This window comes from Cylindrospermopsis curvispora GIHE-G1 (assembly GCF_014489415.1).
GTDB classification, from domain to species: Bacteria; Cyanobacteriota; Cyanobacteriia; order Cyanobacteriales; family Nostocaceae; genus Raphidiopsis; species Raphidiopsis curvispora_A.
Window position 1 is genome coordinate 3,123,693 of sequence record NZ_CP060822.1, and the last position, 18,190, is coordinate 3,141,882.

Sequence of the window (18,190 nt, forward strand, 5' to 3'; positions counted from 1 at the left end):
GTGGGTGGAATTAAATATAAGATGAACGTAGGTTGGGTTGAAGTATGAAACCCAACACCACGGGTTACGCTACCAAATAATTGTGCCTCCCTACTTAATTGAGCTTTGTAATACTCGTCAAATTTAAAAATGGAGAATTGTCATGCAGGAGTTAATAGGAAGTGAATTTCAGAAAATGGCAATTGTGGGGTTAGATTGCCTAGTGAGTGGTTCTCAGGAACTAGATAGTTTTGAACGTAGTATTTATGAAGGAAAGCAGAATTTTGCACCTATTAACTATAATCTTGAGCCATCATGGAAAATTCCTTTACCACAGATAGAAAATTTATCACCACCACAAAAACTAATGTTAAAGGTGGCTGAGAATACTCTCAAAACTGCTAACTTAAGTCAAGAAACTCAAATGGCAGTGATATTGGTGAGTAGGTTCCAAAGTGACCACCAAAATAAATTGGCTAGTTATATTTCCCAGTTATGGAATGCAACAAGTCCAGCATTCGCTGAAGAAAAATCGGTCTTTTCAGCATTAGATTTAGCACAAAAACTACTCACTAAAAATCAAGTAAATGCTGTTTTAATAGCAGCAATAGATTGGGATCACAAAAATTCTGAAAATTTTGAGACTCATACAGGTCAACAGACTCTCAGCTATGACCAAAATGCTACTAAGACTTTGTCAGGAGAAGGAATAGCAACAATAATTTTGCAACTGGAAGAAACGGCCAAACAACAAAATTCTCACATTTATGCAGTAATTGATGCTGTCAGTATGGTGGATCAGTATCCAGACCAAGCACAAGCAGTTACCCGCTGTTGTCAAGCAGCTTTTGAGATAGCAGAAGTTACAGCTCAAGATATTGGTTATATAGAAGTTCATGCTAGTGGTATTGGGGAACAAGATGATGCGGAAGTTCAAGGTTTAATCACTGCTTACAAAACTCAAAAGTCTAATTTAACCTGCGCTTTAGGTAGTGTGAAGACTAATATTGGTGACACTCATATTGCATCAGGAATGATGAGTTTGATTAAAACTGCACTTTGTTTATATCATCGTTATATCCCAGCTGTTCCCCAATGGACTGGTGTGAAGAAATTAGAGATTTGGCATGACAGTCCCTTTTATTTTGCAACCCAATCCAAACCCTGGTTTTTAGAAATAAACACCTCTAAAAGAATAGCTGCTATTAACAGCATGGAAACTGACAGGAATATACATATAATTCTCTCAGAAACAAGCAGTGAACTAGAACGGAGTAGTAAATATTTGGCCCAAATGCCTTATTATCTATTTCCCATAGGTGGTGAAAATCAGTCCTGTCTGCTAGAAAAAATGATGAAATTGCAAGACTATCTAAAGCAAAATCATTCTTCTCTATCTCACCTGGCAAGGCAAACATTTCAAGAATTTCAAAATTACCAAAGATCCCAAAATACATACGCCATAAAAAACTATATAGTGGCAATTCTCGGCAGAAATTTAGAAGAATTAATCCAAGAAATAGACAGAGGTATTGAAGGAATAAAAGTTGCATTTGCTACTGGAAAAGATTGGCAAACTCCCCTAGGTAGTTATTTCACAATTAATCCCCTGGCCAAAAAAGGTAAAATAGCCTATGTTTATCCTGGGTCGTTTACATCTTATATAGGATTAGGAAGAAGTCTGTTTAGACTATTCCCTAAAATTTACGATGACCGAGTAATTAATAATGTGTATGAACGGGTAGCTAACATCGAAAAGGTCCTTTATCCTCGCACTATCAATAAGGTGACCAGTAGAGAATTAGAAGCCATAGAACAGCAATTAATAGATGACCCGGTAGCCATGCTAGAGTCCGAGGTTGGCTTTGCTGGATTAATTACCGCAGTTTTTAAAAACTATTTTCATCTCCAACCTGAATGTGCTTTTGGTTATAGCCTGGGGGAAACTAGCATGATGTTAGCCCAAGGTGTTTGGACCAATTTTAAAAACACCAGTGATTATTTAAATGCTTCCCCCCTATTTAAGACCCAACTTTCTGGACCTAAAAATGCCGTTCGTCAGTCTTGGGGATTACCTGTAGATGATAATAACAAGAATCAAGATTTTTGGGGTAACTATATTGTTCTTTGTCCAGTTTCTCAGGTGAAAGAAGCAATCAAAGATGAAAATCGGGTTTATATTCCCTTGATTAATACACCAGAAGAAGTAGTAATTGCTGGAGAAAAACAAGCCTGTCAAAGAGTAATTGAGAAACTTGAGTGTGATGCTTTTCCCACCTCCATTGATCATGTCATTCATTGTCCACCCATGCGATCGCAGTATGGAGAACTAGTGAAAATGAACACTTTGCCAATTCAACATATTCCGGGGATAACTTTTTACTCTGGAGCCAATTATGAGCCATTTACCATAGACAGTCAAATTATCGGAGAGAACATAGCTAAAAATCTTTGTCACCAACTTGATTTTCCTCGGTTAATTAACCGAGTTTATGACGACAACATTAGAATATTTATCGAGGTAGGAGTTGGTGGTAACTGTTCCAGGTGGATTAGTTCCACCCTGAAGGAAAAAGAACATCTTGCAGTGTCTTTAAACAGAAGAGGTGTGGAAGATCATACTTCAATTGTGAGAGCTTTAGGTAGACTAGTTAGTCATCAAGTTTCCTTAGACCTATCACCTTTATATAGTCTGACTAATGTAGAACACGTCAATTATTATTCACCAACCCAAGGGGATAAGAATCATGCTGTAGATTTGCCAAAGTCAGCAAAAATCTTCAAGTCCATTCTCCCCTACTCGTTGCAGTCTCAGTATACAAAATTGAGTCAGAATCATGCAATGATGAATCAAGCCCATAGCCTTTTATTAAAATCTCGGCAAGTATCATTCCAGCAAATGAGTTCTTTGATTGGGCAGAAAATAGAGGTTTATCAATGGAAAATTGACCAAGCTGATAGAATTAAATAGGATTTATCAAAAAAGGGGGAGGAGTGGGTGGGAAGTATTAGCTCAATATTCTCCTGTTCATAGGTTTCCCCAATCACTTACATCACTTACAAAAAGGTTTTCCACAATGTTACTCAGAGAAAACATCATCAATCTAGACATTAAGCGAGATAATTATCTGCAAGTTTCTAATCTATCTAATAATCATTTTATTAACCATCGCCCATGGCAAGGTGATTTTAATACAGTTGCATTTGATGCAAAAGAAATCAAATCAAAGTTGAGACTCTTAGAAAAACCTTGTTATGTAGTCAGACATGAAAATAAAATCGGTATTACCAATGAAGAAAGTGTATCTGGGGGTAGCACCCAGCTAGAAATGTTAATGACAGTTCCTTCCCTAACAACTGCACAACTAGGAGATGAAAATTTTCTCAATTCTTATGGTGTCAAATATGCTTATATGACTGGAGCAATGGCCCAGGGAATAGCATCAGAAGAAATGGTAATTGCATTGGGGAGAGCGGGAATTTTAAGCGTATTTGGTGCAGGTGGTTTATCTCCCTCTCGTGTGGAAAAAGCCATTGATAAAATTCAACATTCCCTAAATAAAAAACCTTACGGTTTTAACTTACTCCATAGTCCTAGTGAACCAGCAATAGAACGACATAGCGTAGATTTGTACCTAAAACACCATGTGAAAGTAGTTGAAGCATCAGCCTTTTTAGATTTAACTGACAACATAGTTTATTATCGAGCTGCGGGATTGAGTTTAAATTCAGCCAATGAAATTGAAATCCGAAATAAAGTTATTGCTAAAATTTCCCGTCAAGAGGTAGCAGCAAAATTTTTACATCCTGCTCCCACTCAAATTCTCAAACAACTAGTAGCACAAGGTTTAATTAGTGAACTACAAGCTAATCTTGCCAGTCAAATTCCCATGGCCGATGATATCACGGTAGAAGCTGATTCGGGAGGACATACGGATAATCGTCCCCTAATTTGTTTATTACCTTCTATCTTGGAACTAAGAAATGAAATTCAAAATCAATACAATTATAAACATCCAGTAAGAATTGGCGTAGCTGGGGGAATTTCCACACCCAAATCAGCTCTAGCTGCTTTTATTATGGGTGCTGCTTATGTTGTTACCGGTTCCATAAATCAATCTTGTATTGAAGCTGGAACTTCTGCACACACAAAGCAATTATTAGCCCAAGCTCAAATGGCTGATGTGATGATGGCTCCAGCAGCTGATATGTTTGAAATGGGTGTGAAATTACAAGTTCTCAAACGAGGAACTCTTTTTCCCCTCCGCGCTCAAAAATTATATGAGTTATACAAAACCTATCAATCAATAGAGGAAGTTCCCGACTCAGAAAGAGATAAATTAGAAAAACAAGTTTTTAAAAAATCTTGGCAAGAGGTTTGGCAAGAGACAATTAATTATTTATCTCAAAGAAATCCAGAAAAGTTAACCAAAGCGGCAAACAATCCTAAATTGAAAATGGCATTAATTTTCCGTTGGTATTTAGGACTCTCTTCTCGTTGGTCTAATACTGGAGAAAAGGGTAGAGAAATTGACTATCAAATTTGGTGTGGACCAGCTATGGGTAGCTTTAATGATTGGGTGCGAGGTTCTTATTTAGCTGAACCTCAAAAACGTCAAGTTGTTGAAGTTGCTAACCATATCATGATAGGAGCAGCATTCCTATACCGCATCCAAAACCTAAAACTTCAAGGATTACAAATTCCCAATGAGTATACTCAATATATTCCAGAAAAACTCTAAATATTTTTTTAATCCTGTCAATAAAAGACAATTGAGTAGTTTAGAAACTACTATGGAACTTCTCAACCAACGCGCTAAAACTTGGAATTTGGTTACTATTAGTCGCATTCGAGGCCATATCCAAAAACCAGTTTTGAGAGAAGCTCTAGATCTTTTGCAGTATGGTCATTTAGTTCTGAATTCTCATATTGTTACCCATCAGCATAATTTTCAAAATCGGTTTTATTTGCAAACAGGTACTACAGAAGAAATACCTTTACGGATGGTAATTAATTCGGAGGAGAAACAATGGCAAGAAGTTGTTAATCAGGAAATGAATCAACCAATTGATAGTGGTAGATACCTGATGCGAGTGGTACTAATTATTAATCGGGAAAACCCAAAGGTTAATTATCTAGTGACTACCCTACATCATGCAATTGCTGATGGGTTATCAAGTGTTAATCTACATTCGGAAATATTCACCTATTATGAACAAATCACCTCCGGTAATCTGTTAAACCCGGTTAGTACTTTACCCCCATTACCACCACCAGAAAAACTATTGGGTCATTTACAAGGAGCAAAGTTAAATGGATGGATATTACTGTTAAAGATCGCCTGGGAGAAACTGACTAACCCTCCACAAACTTTAAAAGTGGAAAAATATGTTCCCATTTCCCAGAGGAACTCCCAAATAATTCATAGACAAATATTATCAGACACAGCTGAAAAGCTTTTTGCCCAATGTCGAGCAGAAAATGCTACGGTGCAGAGTGTCTTATCTGCTGCTATGCTATTGACAGTAGCTAAAAAAATTCTCAACCAGCAGCGTAAGTCCATTCGATTAAATTGTCTATCCTACTTTGATTTAAGAAGACGGTTACAACCACCCATCAATGAACAGAATATTGGTCTATTAGCCACATCCCAGATGAGTTTTCACACTGTCACAACCAACACCTATTTTTGGGATCTGGCCAGGAGGATTAAACAAACCCTAGCAGCAAGTATCCACAGAGGGGATATTTTTAAAATGGTATTTCTTGCTAAACATCTGATTAACTTTTGCTTTCTATTTCCTCATCAAATTGCTGCTAGTGTTTCCGTTTCTAACATTGGTAAGGTTAACATCCCTGGAATATATGGTGAATTACAACTAGAAGAAATCAGTTTTGCGGGTTCTCATGCACTATATGCAGGTATGTTTATCCTTCATGTTGCCACTTTTCAAGGCAAGATGTTATTAAATTTCGTCTTTTCCCAACCTTCCCTCAGTCAAGACACTATGGAAAAACTAGTGAATGAATTTATGGAAATGATTGAACAAATTTCCCATTTACCATCTCAGGTATCATGAATTCAAGATTTTAATGATTAAGAAACTGGAGGTAAATAGATGAGTCAAATGACTAAGCTAAATAGTGCTGGGGATATTGAACAATGGCTAGTTAACAACATTGCTTTTATATTAGGAGTAAATCCAGAAGAAATAGATATTAAACAACCTTTAGATAGTTACGGTTTAGATTCACAACAAGCTATGATTTTAGCAAGTAAAGCCGAAAAACTTTTGGGGTTTAAATTGTCCCTGATGTACTTGTGGTACTATCCCACCATTCAACAATTAGCACAACGATTAGCTCAAGAATTAGAAAATTCCTCCTCAGAAATATTGCAAATTTAAGATTTTCCAGTTTTCCTCCTCTAAGACTGACACTGGGACTGAATGGAGGACTATACAATCCGTTCAGCCAAGTGTCTTTTTTTTCTCTCAGCTTTTTATCATTAATCACTTTTTTTCATATTGGAGACTTAGTCATGAACGCATCGGAAATCTTAGCACTTCTAACTAAGCAAGGTGTGGAATTTTGGATCGAGAATCACCAACTAAATATCCGCTCTCCCAAAGGAATAATTACACCAGAAATGCAAGCGGAAATTGCTAGCCACAAAGGAGATATTTTGGCCTTATTGCAAGAAATGGATATCTGTAGCAACTCTACCCCAGAAAATCCCATTTCTGGTATTAGTATACAAACCATTGGTAAATTGATTGGGGGGTTCACAAGTGAACTACCTATAGAATATCAACCCCCCATTATTAACCCACACATTATGGCTAAAAACCTCAGTGTCACCTTTAGACCCTTACCCAATGGGTATGATAATCATAGAATTATTAAATTCCGTCAGGACTTAGCCATTAAATTAAAAAATTTGGGTGTTGCTGTGGTTCCTTGGCAAGATTCTATTAGGGACTTTTGTTATAGAATTAATGTTCCCATTGTTAATTGGCATTATTCTTTTACCATTAAGGGGGTAAGGTCAGAAATTGATGCAGTAATAGATGTAGCAAGGCCCAATTCATGGTTGAGAAAGTTGGGTATATTTGTCGCTGAAAGTATTTACACTTTATTTTATCGTTGGTTAATCAAGAAACAGAATATGTCTGTTGTACAAATTGCTAGACTAAGTAGTTGGGCCGAAGACCATGCTGCTAAATACGTTGAAGATCCCACCAATACTCAAGTGATCATTCTTAGCGACATCGATGATAAATTTGTGAGTCCATTAACTCACTATCAAGAGAAAATTAGTATTGGGATTAACACCTTGATTCAAACGTTTTCTGAAATAGTAATTGGGGTGTCTAAAGAACAAATCTCTATCCTAAATATGAATTTATCTGATTCTATTTTTCCTAGGACAGAAATTGATGATTTTATATTAAAATCCCTAATTCCTAAAATTTATGTTCCCATTACCCCCCTATTAATGAATAGATTTGAACTGGGAGTCTATAATCCCTATCTATCTCCCTATGCTCATAAATTAGCAAAGTTAGGCAAGGAACTGACCTCAACAGGTTTGTTTCCACCAGGTTTTAAATTGGCGGAGGTGATTAAAAGAAAATCCCATAGGGATATAGTTAATGTTATCGTTAATGGGAGAACGGGGGTTTCCTATGGTTTTATAGCCTATATAGAACCACCTTCCTATGTGGGAGAAAGGGAAATAAGTGCCACCCAATGGGAAGATTTATTGGCAATTCCTGGATTGAATAGTGATGAAGTGCGCAAAAATCAATCAGGTAGACGGTTTTTAAAAACACGGATTGGTGGAGATTATATATTTAAGCAAATTCCCGATATTTGGTTAGTTAGTTCCCGCTCAGGTTCCAATAAAACAGACCTGAGTCTGGAACAGGATGTTCTTCGCATTGGACTAACCAATAATTTACATCTCCAATTACCTCCAGCACATAATTCCCACAAATCCGACATTAAACCTTCTTACGATATTTATGTCATGCTGGCAATTAGTTTGTCTGCTGCTTTATACGCACCAGAACTAATTGAAAATGGAGCCCCCATCATTCACTTTCATGGTTATCCCGCTTTTGATTGGTTTCAAGAAGATGAATTTTGTTTTGGTGTTGATAATCCTTCTGTACCCTGTGGTACTTATGAGTCGGGTGTGTTTAATTTTCTAGGTCTTGCCAATTTCTCCGCTCAACCAACAAAACATATCAAACTAGTCAGTTTAATAGAACCAGACCATGGTACTAATTTAATTGCTCGAGACACAGAATATTTAATTGATAGGTTGAAACATGGTTGTATCGCTGATAAAATTGAACTTGGTGGTCAGCATTTTGCTTCTTTAAGAACTAATTTGACCAGGAATATCCAATAAATAACTCAACGCACCCCATCTAAGTATAAGACTATAGATGGGTACTCAATTCAATAAGCAACTAGGAGAATAGAAATAGTATAAGCTATTGTTGAACTACTACAGGTGTACCTACACTAGCCCAGTTAAATATTAACTTAGCACGGTTAGGAGGGAGATTTATACAACCATGACTTACCGGTGTACCAAAACGTTTATGCCAGTATGCTCCATGAATAGCATAACTACCATGATAATATAGAGTATAGGGCACATTGCTAATATCATATCCCCTACCCCGCATGCGAGTAGTTTTATGTTTACTTTGAATCCTGAATCTACCCACAGGAGTGGGAGTTGACTTTTTACCAGAGGAAATTTTAACTGTGTAGACGCGTCTTTTGCCTTCCCAAGCAGTTAATTTTTGCTGTGACAGGTCCACCTGAATCCATCGCTCCGGAGATTTTTTAGGGATGGCTATAGCAATATTCTGAGATGGTTTGTTTACCAGAGCTTTATCTGGTAAAGGAGTAAGAACACCAATGATCAAGGTCAATAGTATTATCCTTAACCTATTTACCCATTGGAGATCATGTAGCTTGGACTTTTTCCTATTCATGGGATGGTCCTCCATTTTGTAGAATTGTCATTCTTTACCCAGAATGCATTAATTTGTGCTTTACATATATTTGAGTTAACCTTTTGAAAACTGTTTGTAACCCCATTCCCCCCAAGCTAATACTAGACTAATGCTCCTCAGATTAAACTGCTGCTAGTTCAGGGTATATGCGATCAACTTTGCTCTCTTCTATATCCCTAGCATAAATTTCGCAGGAATTGTTGGGACTTTCAATTAGTTTAACCTTGTGCAATTTTGCTCCTAATTCCTCAATGGGCGATCGCACTACATTGGTAATATAAACAGCAATATTTTCTGCAGTTGGTACAACCTCAGTAAAATAGGGGAGGTCTTGATTTAAGAAACTATGATCCATAGGTTCAATGACATAATGTTGAATTATCTGATTTAATCCCACCAAATCAACACTCATTCCCGTAACTGGATCTATCTCCCCTTGAACCGTCACTTCCAAATAATAATTGTGTCCGTGACCATTAATGCGAGAGCATTTGCCATAAATAGTCTGATTTTTCTCCAAACTAAGGGTAGGATCGGCCAACCGGTGTGCTGCGCTAAAACCCGTAGCTACACTGAAAAATATTTCTGAGTCCTTACCTTCATACTCTACCCACAAGTGGTCACTTTCAAATAATTTTACCCGGGACAATTTCACCCCCAGTTGACTAATGGGGAATTGCAGCAAATCACTCATGTATCGGGCAATATTTTCCGTAGTAGGAACTATATGGGATGTAGAAAAGTAGGGAATATCTTCATTAATACAGGAATGGTCAAATAATTCCAGGATCTCCCGTTCTACAATTTCATGTAAACAGCCAAGGTCCACAATCATTCCCGTACGTCCATCCATTTCTCCTTCCACAGTCACTTCTAAATGATAATTATGTCCATGGGTACGGGTACATTTGCCATATTTTTCTGCACTTAGATTGGGTGCTAACCGATGTGCAGCGCTGAAATGACTTCTCACGGTTAAGGAACTTTTTTCCCCTTCATATTCTGTCCACAGTTGGGGATGTTCAAATAGCTGCACGCGCACCAAGGGTAAATGAGGTGCCAGACGGTTCCAAATTACCCTAGCAATATTCTCCGTGGTGGGTAGGGTGGCTTGAAATTCCTCCCACACCTCATTGAGGTAAGAAAAGTCCAGCTCGCTGGTAACTTCACTCTTAATTACCTGTTTCACATCAGATAGATTAAGTACCATTCCATATTCATCCAGTTCACCCGACATGGAAATGAATAGCACGTAATTATGTCCATGTCCAGGAAATTTCGCACACGGATCAAATTTTTCCACATTTTGCGCTTCACCAAGTTCTGGCAACCAATACCGACGACTTGCCGAAAATTGGGCGCGCCTATTTATGATACATTCCATGATTGCACTAAGAACGGATTTTAATATTTCTTTATCTTTGACTGCTTTCAGTGTAGTCTAATTTGTTGCAGGTTGACAACTTACCAAGAAAAAGGGTAGGACTTTATTCCTACCCTGCATATAACCATTAAATATCTTAGGTGACTAACCTAACAATGCTTGAGCTTTAGCTACCACATTGTCAACGGTAAATCCAAATTTCTCCAGACAAATGCCACCTGGCGCAGAAGCACCAAATCTGTCAATACTAACAGCATCACCTTCAATTCCAATATATTTGTGCCAGCCAAAACTGCTTCCAGCTTCTACAGCGAGACGCTTGGTTACTGCTTTTGGTAGTACAGACTCTTTATAGGAACTATCTTGCTCTTCAAACAAGTCTGTAGAAGGCATAGAAACTACGCGCACCTTCTTACCTGTAGCAGTTAGTTTTTCAGCAGCACCTACACAGAGACTTAACTCTGAACCTGTGCCAATAAGGATGATATCTGGTGTACCTTGAGAATCTAGAATGATATAACCACCCTTAGTCACACCCTCCACGGATGTACCTGCTAAGTTGGGAACATTTTGTCTAGTGAAAGCCAACAGGGTAGGAGCATTTTGCTTAGCTCTGGTAATAGCTACGGTATAAGCTCCAGAAGATTCATTGCCATCAGCAGGACGAATCACTGTCAGGTTAGGAATCGCACGCAGAGAAGCTAAGGTTTCAATCGGTTGGTGGGTTGGACCATCTTCTCCCTGACCAATGGAGTCGTGAGTCATCACCCAAATTACTCCAGCTTCAGACAAAGCAGACAAGCGAATAGCAGCCCGCATATAGTCAGTGAATATTAGGAAAGTCGCACCATAAGGAATCAAACCTGAGCCATGTAAAGCCATACCATTACAGATGGCACCCATAGCATGTTCTCTGACCCCGAAGTGAATATTACGGTTTTGGAATTGACCCTTTTGGAAGTCTCCTTCACCCTTAATTTCCGTTAGGTTGGAGTGGGTGAGGTCAGCAGAACCACCAATCAGTTCTGGTAAAACCCCAGCCAATTTATTCAGACAGGTTTCCGAATGTTTCCGGGTGGGTAATGCTTTGTCTGCTGCTGTGTAGGTGGGGAGAACTTGATTCCAACCATCGGGCAATTTACCACTGAGCAGACGTTCAAATTCCGCTGCTTCTTGGGGGTATTTAGCTTTGTAGTCGGCAAAAGCCTTATTCCACTCCTTCTCATAATCAGCACCACGACCTACTGCTTTACCTAGGTGACTAATTACATCTTGGGGAACCACAAAAGGTTCATATTCCCAACCTAGGTTTTTGCGGGTTAAAGCTACTTCATCACCACCCAAAGCCGCACCATGAACACCCGCTGTATTGGCCTTGTTAGGGGAACCATAACCAATGGTAGTTGTTACCTTAATCATGGTTGGTTTGTCCTTAACCGCTTTTGCTGCTTCTATAGCTGATGCGATCGCATTTATGTCGGTATTACCATTTTCCACATGGAGCACGTGCCATCCATAAGCTTCAAAACGTTTGGACACATCTTCAGTAAAAGCCACATCTGTAGAACCATCGATGGAGATATGGTTATCGTCATAGAGAGCAATTAGCTTACCCAATCCGTAGTGACCAGCCAAGGAAGCTGCCTCACCGGACACACCTTCCATATTACATCCATCACCAAGAATAACATAAGTGTAGTGGTCTACAATAGTGGATCCGGGTTTGTTAAATTTAGCAGCTAGGTGAGCTTCCGCCATAGCCAAACCAACCGCATTAGCAATTCCCTGACCCAAAGGACCAGTAGTTACCTCTACACCTGGTGTTTCAAAATTTTCTGGATGTCCAGGAGTTCTAGAACCCCATTGACGAAATTGTTTAATATCCTCAATGGTGACGCTATCATAACCTGTAAGATACAGCATAGCATACTGCAACATACAACCATGACCAGCGGATAAGACAAAACGATCCCTATTAAACCAGCGAGGATTTTTAGGGTTGTAGCGCATGAACTTATCCCACAGCACGAAAGCCATAGGAGCAGCTCCCATGGGGAGTCCAGGGTGTCCAGACTTAGATTTTTCTATAGCATCAACAGCTAAGAAACGAATTGAGTTAATACAAAGTTCTTCGAGGGATTGGGTTACAACAGCCATAATCTCTTGTTTTTAAGGATGGGTGAGGAATTTTTGATAGCTTGGCTTTTTGCCTGGGGGACATTATTTAATGATCCCAGCACTTATATCATCCCATTTTGGCTGTAGATGGACAAGCGGGATCTGATGAGTTTTTAGTAGTTCTTGGTGATGAATCTGAGCTGGGTTGCAAGGAGGGGGGTGAGTAAGTATATAGTTAGTCTCAACTTTCCACTCCCCCCATATTACCTAATGGTACTTCCTAAAAGCAATAGTCACATTATGACCGCCAAAACCAAAGGAGTTAGATAGGGCCACTTCCACCCTTACTTCACGGCTTTTATGGGGTACATAATCTAAATCACAACTTGGATCTGGATTATCCAAGTGTATTGTAGGGGGGACATGATCCTTGGCGATCGCCAGAATTGTAGCCACAGCTTCGATTCCTCCCGAACCACCCAATAGATGACCGGTCATAGATTTAGTGGAACTAATTGGGATATTATAAGCATAATCACCCAAAGCCTTTTTAATAGCTGCAGTTTCTGTGACATCATTAGCTGAGGTGCTAGTACCATGAGCATTGATATAACTAATCATAGCTGGTGTTAGTTCACCATCTCTCATGGCCAATTCCATAGCCCTAGCAGCACCTGAACCACCTGGTACGGGAGAGGTAATATGATAAGCATCACAGGTCATGCCATAACCTACCATTTCCCCATAGATTCGCGCCCCTCTAGTCAAAGCATGTTCCAACTCTTCCAGAATTAGAATTCCTGAACCTTCCCCCATTACAAACCCATCCCTATCCCGATCAAATGGACGACAGGCTGTTTCAGGATCATTTTTAGTAGATAAAGCCCTAGCAGCAGCAAATCCAGCCACAGAAAGAGGTGTAATTGCCGCCTCCGTACCCCCACAAATCATTGCTTGGGCATATCCATTTTGAATAATCCGAAAAGCATCGCCAATAGCGTTAGACCCAGCAGCACAAGCGGTAACCGCACAGGAATTGGGACCTTTAGCACCCGTATGGATTGCTGTTAATCCTGCGGCCATATTAGCAATCATCATCGGGATCATAAATGGACTACACCGATCTGGACCTTTATTCAGGTATACAGTCTGCTGATCCTCCAACACCTTAATTCCCCCCACGCCCGAACCGATCATGACACCTATATGTTCGGCATTGAGTTCATTGATAACTAATTGCGCGTCCGAAAGAGCTTGCTTGGCCGCCGCAATGCCAAATTGAGCAAACCGGTCTGTACGTTTAGCTTCTTTCTTCTCCATGTAATCACAGGGGTCAAATTTCTTCACCTCTCCCGCGATTCGGCAGTCGTGCTTGGACGGATCAAATGCTGTGATGTAGTCTATCCCATTCCTTCCGTCTAAGAGTCCTTCCCAATATTCCCAGGGTGTTTTACCAATAGGTGTAATCGCGCCAACACCTGTTACAACAACGCGTTTACGTTTATAGTCTGTCATGATTCAGTTAAAGGTGGCAAAAAGCGGCAGATATTTTTATTTGAAAAGTACTTGTTGGCTATTTACAAGCCAGCATACTTAGTGATTAGCACTGGTCGGTTTTTGATGGGTACTAACTGCTAATTAGCTAGCCATGAAAACCAGACCCCATCCAATCACTTATGACTTAGCAATAGCAATTTGATTATCTATGTAATCTACTGCTTCCTGAACTGTAGTAATTTTTTCAGCAGCTTCATCGGGAATTTCCACTTCAAACTCCTCTTCCAGGGCCATTACTAATTCCACAGTATCCAAAGAATCCGCCTGCAAGTCATTGGCAAAATTTGCTTGGGGGACAACTTTTTCAGGATCAACACTGAGTTGCGCAGCCACAATTTCCTTCACTTTTTTAAGGGTACTCTCGCTCATATAACAAACATTCCTTAACTTCTTGCTGGATCTGCTCACGGTGGACAATTTGTCCTGAGCATATACATATTATCGGAAAGGGTGGTAACTAGCTAGTATTTTTCCAACTATCTACGTGCTATAATCCCCCATAAGGCAATCCCATGGGGAGACGCCAATTATTTATTGCTTCTTACACTCATGCTCAAATACGCCTACTACCCTGGTTGTGTAGCCCAGGGTGCTTGTCGGGAGCTGGATATTTCCACTCGTGCTGTGACCCAATCTTTGGGCATTGAACTGGTGGAAATCAAAAAAGCCGCCTGCTGTGGTTCGGGGACCTTTAAGGAAGATTCCCAATTGTTAGAGGACACTGTTAACGCTCGCAATATAGCCTTAGCAGAAGAACTGAACTTGCCTTTGCTAACTCACTGTAGCACTTGCCAGGGTGTCCTCGGTCGTGTCAATGAACGACTTAAACATTGTCAGGAACATAATCCGGTCTATTTAAACCAAATTAATGGACTGTTAACAAAAGAAAACTGTTCCCCTTACCAGGGTAACACAGAAGTCAAACACATTTTATATGCTCTGATTCAAGACTATGGTTTGGAGAAAATAGCCGAGCGTCTGACTCGTAAATTAAGCAATCTTAAATGTGCTGCATTTTATGGTTGTTATTTACTGCGTTCAGAGAAACATACCAAGGAAGATCCCTTTCACCCTGAAGGAATGGAAAACATATTTAGGGTTTTAGGTGCAACCCCAGTATATTATCGTGGCAGAAATCAATGTTGTGGTTGGCCTCTTGCTAGCTACGGCACGAATGAGTCTTTTAAAATGGCAGGAATGCACATTGAAGAAGCTCTATCCCAAGGTGCGGATTGTATTGTGACACCTTGTCCCCTTTGTCATTTGAACTTAGATTCTCGTCAACCTGAAATTGAGAAAGTAATATCGAAAAAACTGCAATTGCCAATTTTACATTTACCCCAATTAATTGCCCTGGGTCTGGGAATTAGTCCCCAACTACTAGGTTTGGAACGTCATATTGTTTCCACCAAACCAGTTTTGGAAAAGTTAGGACTCTGATTACCATTACTGCGGTGAGAGAGAAACCTCCGGTAATTTTGCACCACACTTTTTACAAAACACAGCGTCACCATCATGAAAAGCTAAACCACAACTTGAACAAGTCTTCTCTACCTGATTAGAGGTTTTTAAAAATCTTTTAATCAAATCCCCCACTTGCCAAGGAATCAAGGCCACACCTGTTAAAATCATGAACACAGTTAATAAGCGCCCCCACTCAGAAACAGGTGTGACATCCCCAAATCCCACAGTTGTCATGGTGACCACCGAGAAATAAAAAGCATCTAAAAAGGTGCTAAACCGTTCGGAGTTAATGGGGTGTTCAACCTGATAAATCAAACCTGAATACACAAAAATGATGGCAAATAAGGTAAATAATATCCGAGCAAAAATCACACTATCTTCACTAATACTAAAAAATAGAAACTTTTTATCTATGAACCTGAGTAATCTTAAAATTCTTAACCATCTGAGTAATCTAATAAATCTAATATCCACCAACCCAATAAAGTATGGGATAATTGCCATTAGATCAATGATTGAATAAAAACTAAAAAAATATTTGCCTTTCTGCTTTGCGCTCCATAAACGCAATAGGTACTCCCCGGTAAATATGAATAGTATACAGGTATTCAACCCATTCAGTTCTATGCGAGCATCAAGGGAAATATTATAGGTTTCTGCTACAAATATTCCCGATGACAACAAGACTAATAATGCTATTACGAAATTAATTGCCTGGCCAACTGGGGTTGTTAAATCTGTTAAATAAAATTGGATTTTCTCCCTATTGAATAGGTTCATAATCAATTTTTATCACTTGTTTTGTACCTTAGAATAAGCAAGTTGCCTTATTATGTCCCCATTGTACCTGCAAAACCTATTACCTGTCCTTGGGACGATTCCTCTTTTGAAATTGCTGCAATTGTGCTTTTTGCTCAGGAGTTAATACGGACTGGATTTGTTGTCTGGATGATGCTCTGATTTCCCGAATTTGATTTTTTTGCCCATCTGTTAAACCCAAAGAACGCAAAACATCACCCATGTGACCACGTCTTCCATGATATCTTGGCTTTGACTCACCAGGGTTGGGATATTCTATCTGGTGTTGTTTTACTGCTGCTTGGAATTTAATCTTTTGCTCCGGTGTGAGAATACCCTCAATTTTACTATGGGTATCACGACGGATTTCTCTTATTTTTGCCTGTTGCTCCGAGGTTAAATTCAACCTTTGAAATGGATCTCTTCTTTGTCTGGTTTGATTAACTTGTCTCTCAGCTTGTGCAATATTTGTATTGACTGGTGTTTTCATTAAGGGGGTTTTTTCACCAGCAAAAGCAACAGGGGAAATTCCCCCCACTATTAGCAAACTGACCAACCCAAAGCTAAACATTCCCCTAGTGCTAACTCTCATGGTTTTTCACCTCAATCAAATCAATTTTTATTCTATCTTTCCGGATTGACCCTGTTAACCTAAAATTAGTTCCCACCTTTTCGCATATTTTTCATTAATATCTGGGTAGTTTTGGGTAGATATTAATGAGCGGGACTAATATTATCTATTATGCTTCCACTAGAACACGCTGTTTTGCTGCCAAATAGTCTTTTTGTAAGGTGTCTAATAACTCTTCTCGTCTGTCGTATAATCGTTTCAGAGATCGTGGTTGACCCTGATTTAATGCGTATGCTGTAATCAAAGGCAGGGCAATTGTACTATCAGTGTAACAAACTATTGTACTGGGCAACTCGTCAGGATCTATTTTACCCCAACTCACCGCTTCTGCTGGAGTTGCACCAGACAATCCACCAGTATCTGGACGCGCATCTGTAAATTGAACAAAGAAATCATGTCCTCTTTCTTCTAAACCCAGGACTTCGTGAATTTGTGGTTGGGTCTGAAGGAGAAAGTTTTTGGGACTTCCACCACCCAGAATCACCGCTGCACTTTTCCCCTCTCCTTCCCTTGCTCCGTAAGCAATAGCCGCAGTTTCATTTACATCAATGGCTGGATCTAATACCAGCTTTGAACCCTCTAATGCCAAGGCTGCTACATTCATCCCTATAGAACTATCACCGGGAGAAGAAGTATAAATAGGAACGCCATATTCATAAGCTGTAGCTAGGAGACAGGAATTTTCTACCCCCAACTGCTTTTCCACTTCTCGTACATATTTGCCAAGCAGGTAGTGAAATTCAGCCGTTCCCATGCGCTTTTGAAAGGGTTCTGCTTGCAATATTTTACGAATAAAAGCATCAGTTTCTAGTAGCACATCATAACCGAAGATAATGTCATAAATTCGGATTGTTCCCTCTTCCCGTAATTTAACATCATCCAAAAAGGGACTACCTGCAAACAGGTCAAAACCTAAACCATAGTGCATATCATGATAAAGATTGGCACCGGTGCTAATCATCCAGTCGATATAACCATGACGAATTAAAGGAGCTAAAGCGGAAACACCAAATCCTGCTGGTGTCATAGCACCAGAAAGACTTAATCCCACCGTTACACCCGGTTGGAATATATCCTCAGTTAGTAATTTACACGCCTCTCTTAACCGAGCTGAATTATAAGCAGTGAAGTAGTTATTAATTAAGTCAACTACACTAATATTCGATGAAATTGGTGCGGGTGCAATTTTTTTACCTTGTTTCTTTGACATTTTTTCACTT

14 protein-coding genes and 1 pseudogene are annotated in these 18,190 nt (G+C 39.4%); 6 read left to right on the plus strand and 9 right to left on the minus strand.

The annotated features are described in order from the left end of the window. The first annotated feature begins 142 nt into the window (after positions 1-142). From IAR63_RS13950 to IAR63_RS13970, 5 genes are all read left to right on the plus strand, one after another. The gene (locus IAR63_RS13950; protein ID WP_187705682.1) at positions 143-2,950 is read left to right on the plus strand and encodes a PfaB family protein; all 2,808 of its coding nucleotides are present in this window, start codon (positions 143-145) and stop codon (positions 2,948-2,950) included. Positions 2,951-3,056: 106 nt separating this feature from the next. After that, positions 3,057-4,721, plus strand: coding sequence for a PfaD family polyunsaturated fatty acid/polyketide biosynthesis protein (locus IAR63_RS13955; protein WP_235678282.1), 1,665 nt, complete (start codon positions 3,057-3,059; stop codon positions 4,719-4,721). After that, positions 4,687-6,060: a phthiocerol/phthiodiolone dimycocerosyl transferase family protein gene (locus IAR63_RS13960; protein ID WP_006278288.1), complete on the plus strand. Its 1,374-nt coding sequence runs from the start codon at positions 4,687-4,689 to the stop codon at positions 6,058-6,060. The genes IAR63_RS13955 and IAR63_RS13960 overlap by 35 nt, the downstream gene beginning before the upstream one ends. A gap of 39 nt (positions 6,061-6,099) precedes the next feature. Next, positions 6,100-6,387 (plus strand): phosphopantetheine-binding protein, encoded by a 288-nt coding sequence (locus tag IAR63_RS13965; RefSeq protein ID WP_006278287.1) that lies wholly within the window; start codon positions 6,100-6,102, stop codon positions 6,385-6,387. Positions 6,388-6,521: 134 nt separating this feature from the next. Beyond that, complete coding sequence (locus IAR63_RS13970) at positions 6,522-8,399, plus strand: TubC N-terminal docking domain-related protein (protein ID WP_006278286.1); 1,878 nt, start codon at positions 6,522-6,524, stop codon at positions 8,397-8,399. Between the two features lie 85 nt (positions 8,400-8,484). Here IAR63_RS13970 and IAR63_RS13975 read toward each other — a convergent pair whose 3' ends face one another. The 6 genes and pseudogenes from IAR63_RS13975 to acpP form a co-directional block, all read right to left on the minus strand. Continuing rightward, positions 8,485-8,997, minus strand: coding sequence for a L,D-transpeptidase (locus IAR63_RS13975; protein WP_187705683.1), 513 nt, complete (start codon positions 8,995-8,997; stop codon positions 8,485-8,487). 142 nt (positions 8,998-9,139) lie between these two features. Beyond that, positions 9,140-9,559, minus strand: coding sequence for a 6-pyruvoyl trahydropterin synthase family protein (locus IAR63_RS18805; RefSeq protein WP_407927162.1), 420 nt, complete (start codon positions 9,557-9,559; stop codon positions 9,140-9,142). 42 nt (positions 9,560-9,601) lie between these two features. Then, a pseudogene (locus IAR63_RS18810) lies at positions 9,602-10,402 on the minus strand (6-pyruvoyl trahydropterin synthase family protein); the annotation flags it as partial. A 144-nt stretch (positions 10,403-10,546) separates the two neighbouring features. Continuing rightward, positions 10,547-12,559, minus strand: a complete 2,013-nt coding sequence (gene tkt, locus IAR63_RS13985; RefSeq protein WP_187705685.1) for a transketolase — start codon at positions 12,557-12,559, stop codon at positions 10,547-10,549. Positions 12,560-12,787: 228 nt separating this feature from the next. Next, positions 12,788-14,035 (minus strand): beta-ketoacyl-ACP synthase II, encoded by a 1,248-nt coding sequence (fabF, locus tag IAR63_RS13990; RefSeq protein WP_187705686.1) that lies wholly within the window; start codon positions 14,033-14,035, stop codon positions 12,788-12,790. A gap of 159 nt (positions 14,036-14,194) precedes the next feature. Then, a complete protein-coding gene (acpP, locus tag IAR63_RS13995; protein WP_187705687.1) occupies positions 14,195-14,446 on the minus strand; it encodes an acyl carrier protein in 252 nt (83 codons plus the stop codon). 180 nt (positions 14,447-14,626) lie between these two features. Between acpP and IAR63_RS14000 the strand changes: the two genes are divergently transcribed. Further along, positions 14,627-15,517, plus strand: a complete 891-nt coding sequence (locus tag IAR63_RS14000) for a CoB--CoM heterodisulfide reductase iron-sulfur subunit B family protein (RefSeq protein ID WP_187705688.1) — start codon at positions 14,627-14,629, stop codon at positions 15,515-15,517. A gap of 6 nt (positions 15,518-15,523) precedes the next feature. On the opposite strand, the gene IAR63_RS14005 is transcribed toward IAR63_RS14000, so the two are convergent. The 3 genes from IAR63_RS14005 to IAR63_RS14015 all read right to left on the minus strand — a co-directional run bounded on the left by IAR63_RS14005 (position 15,524) and on the right by IAR63_RS14015 (position 18,180). Beyond that, positions 15,524-16,321, minus strand: a complete 798-nt coding sequence (locus IAR63_RS14005) for a potassium channel family protein (protein ID WP_187705689.1) — start codon at positions 16,319-16,321, stop codon at positions 15,524-15,526. Between the two features lie 79 nt (positions 16,322-16,400). Beyond that, positions 16,401-16,931: a Spy/CpxP family protein refolding chaperone gene (locus IAR63_RS14010; protein WP_187705690.1), complete on the minus strand. Its 531-nt coding sequence runs from the start codon at positions 16,929-16,931 to the stop codon at positions 16,401-16,403. A gap of 148 nt (positions 16,932-17,079) precedes the next feature. Continuing rightward, the gene (locus IAR63_RS14015; RefSeq protein ID WP_006277976.1) at positions 17,080-18,180 is read right to left on the minus strand and encodes a homospermidine biosynthesis protein; all 1,101 of its coding nucleotides are present in this window, start codon (positions 18,178-18,180) and stop codon (positions 17,080-17,082) included. Positions 18,181-18,190: the final 10 nt, after the last annotated feature.

Bases quoted from the DNA above. Each gene is read 5' to 3' on its own strand.
- IAR63_RS13950 (WP_187705682.1), top strand. From the start codon at position 143: ATGCAGGAGTTAATAGGAAGTGAATTTCAGAAAATGGCAATTGTGGGG.
- IAR63_RS13955 (WP_235678282.1), top strand. From the start codon at position 3,057: ATGTTACTCAGAGAAAACATCATCAATCTAGACATTAAGCGAGATAAT.
- IAR63_RS13960 (WP_006278288.1), top strand. From the start codon at position 4,687: ATGAGTATACTCAATATATTCCAGAAAAACTCTAAATATTTTTTTAAT.
- IAR63_RS13965 (WP_006278287.1), top strand. From the start codon at position 6,100: ATGAGTCAAATGACTAAGCTAAATAGTGCTGGGGATATTGAACAATGG.
- IAR63_RS13970 (WP_006278286.1), top strand. From the start codon at position 6,522: ATGAACGCATCGGAAATCTTAGCACTTCTAACTAAGCAAGGTGTGGAA.
- IAR63_RS13975 (WP_187705683.1), bottom strand. From the start codon at position 8,997: ATGAATAGGAAAAAGTCCAAGCTACATGATCTCCAATGGGTAAATAGG.
- tkt (WP_187705685.1), bottom strand. From the start codon at position 12,559: ATGGCTGTTGTAACCCAATCCCTCGAAGAACTTTGTATTAACTCAATT.
- fabF (WP_187705686.1), bottom strand. From the start codon at position 14,035: ATGACAGACTATAAACGTAAACGCGTTGTTGTAACAGGTGTTGGCGCG.
- acpP (WP_187705687.1), bottom strand. From the start codon at position 14,446: ATGAGCGAGAGTACCCTTAAAAAAGTGAAGGAAATTGTGGCTGCGCAA.
- IAR63_RS14000 (WP_187705688.1), top strand. From the start codon at position 14,627: ATGCTCAAATACGCCTACTACCCTGGTTGTGTAGCCCAGGGTGCTTGT.
- IAR63_RS14005 (WP_187705689.1), bottom strand. From the start codon at position 16,321: ATGAACCTATTCAATAGGGAGAAAATCCAATTTTATTTAACAGATTTA.
- IAR63_RS14010 (WP_187705690.1), bottom strand. From the start codon at position 16,931: ATGAGAGTTAGCACTAGGGGAATGTTTAGCTTTGGGTTGGTCAGTTTG.
- IAR63_RS14015 (WP_006277976.1), bottom strand. From the start codon at position 18,180: ATGTCAAAGAAACAAGGTAAAAAAATTGCACCCGCACCAATTTCATCG.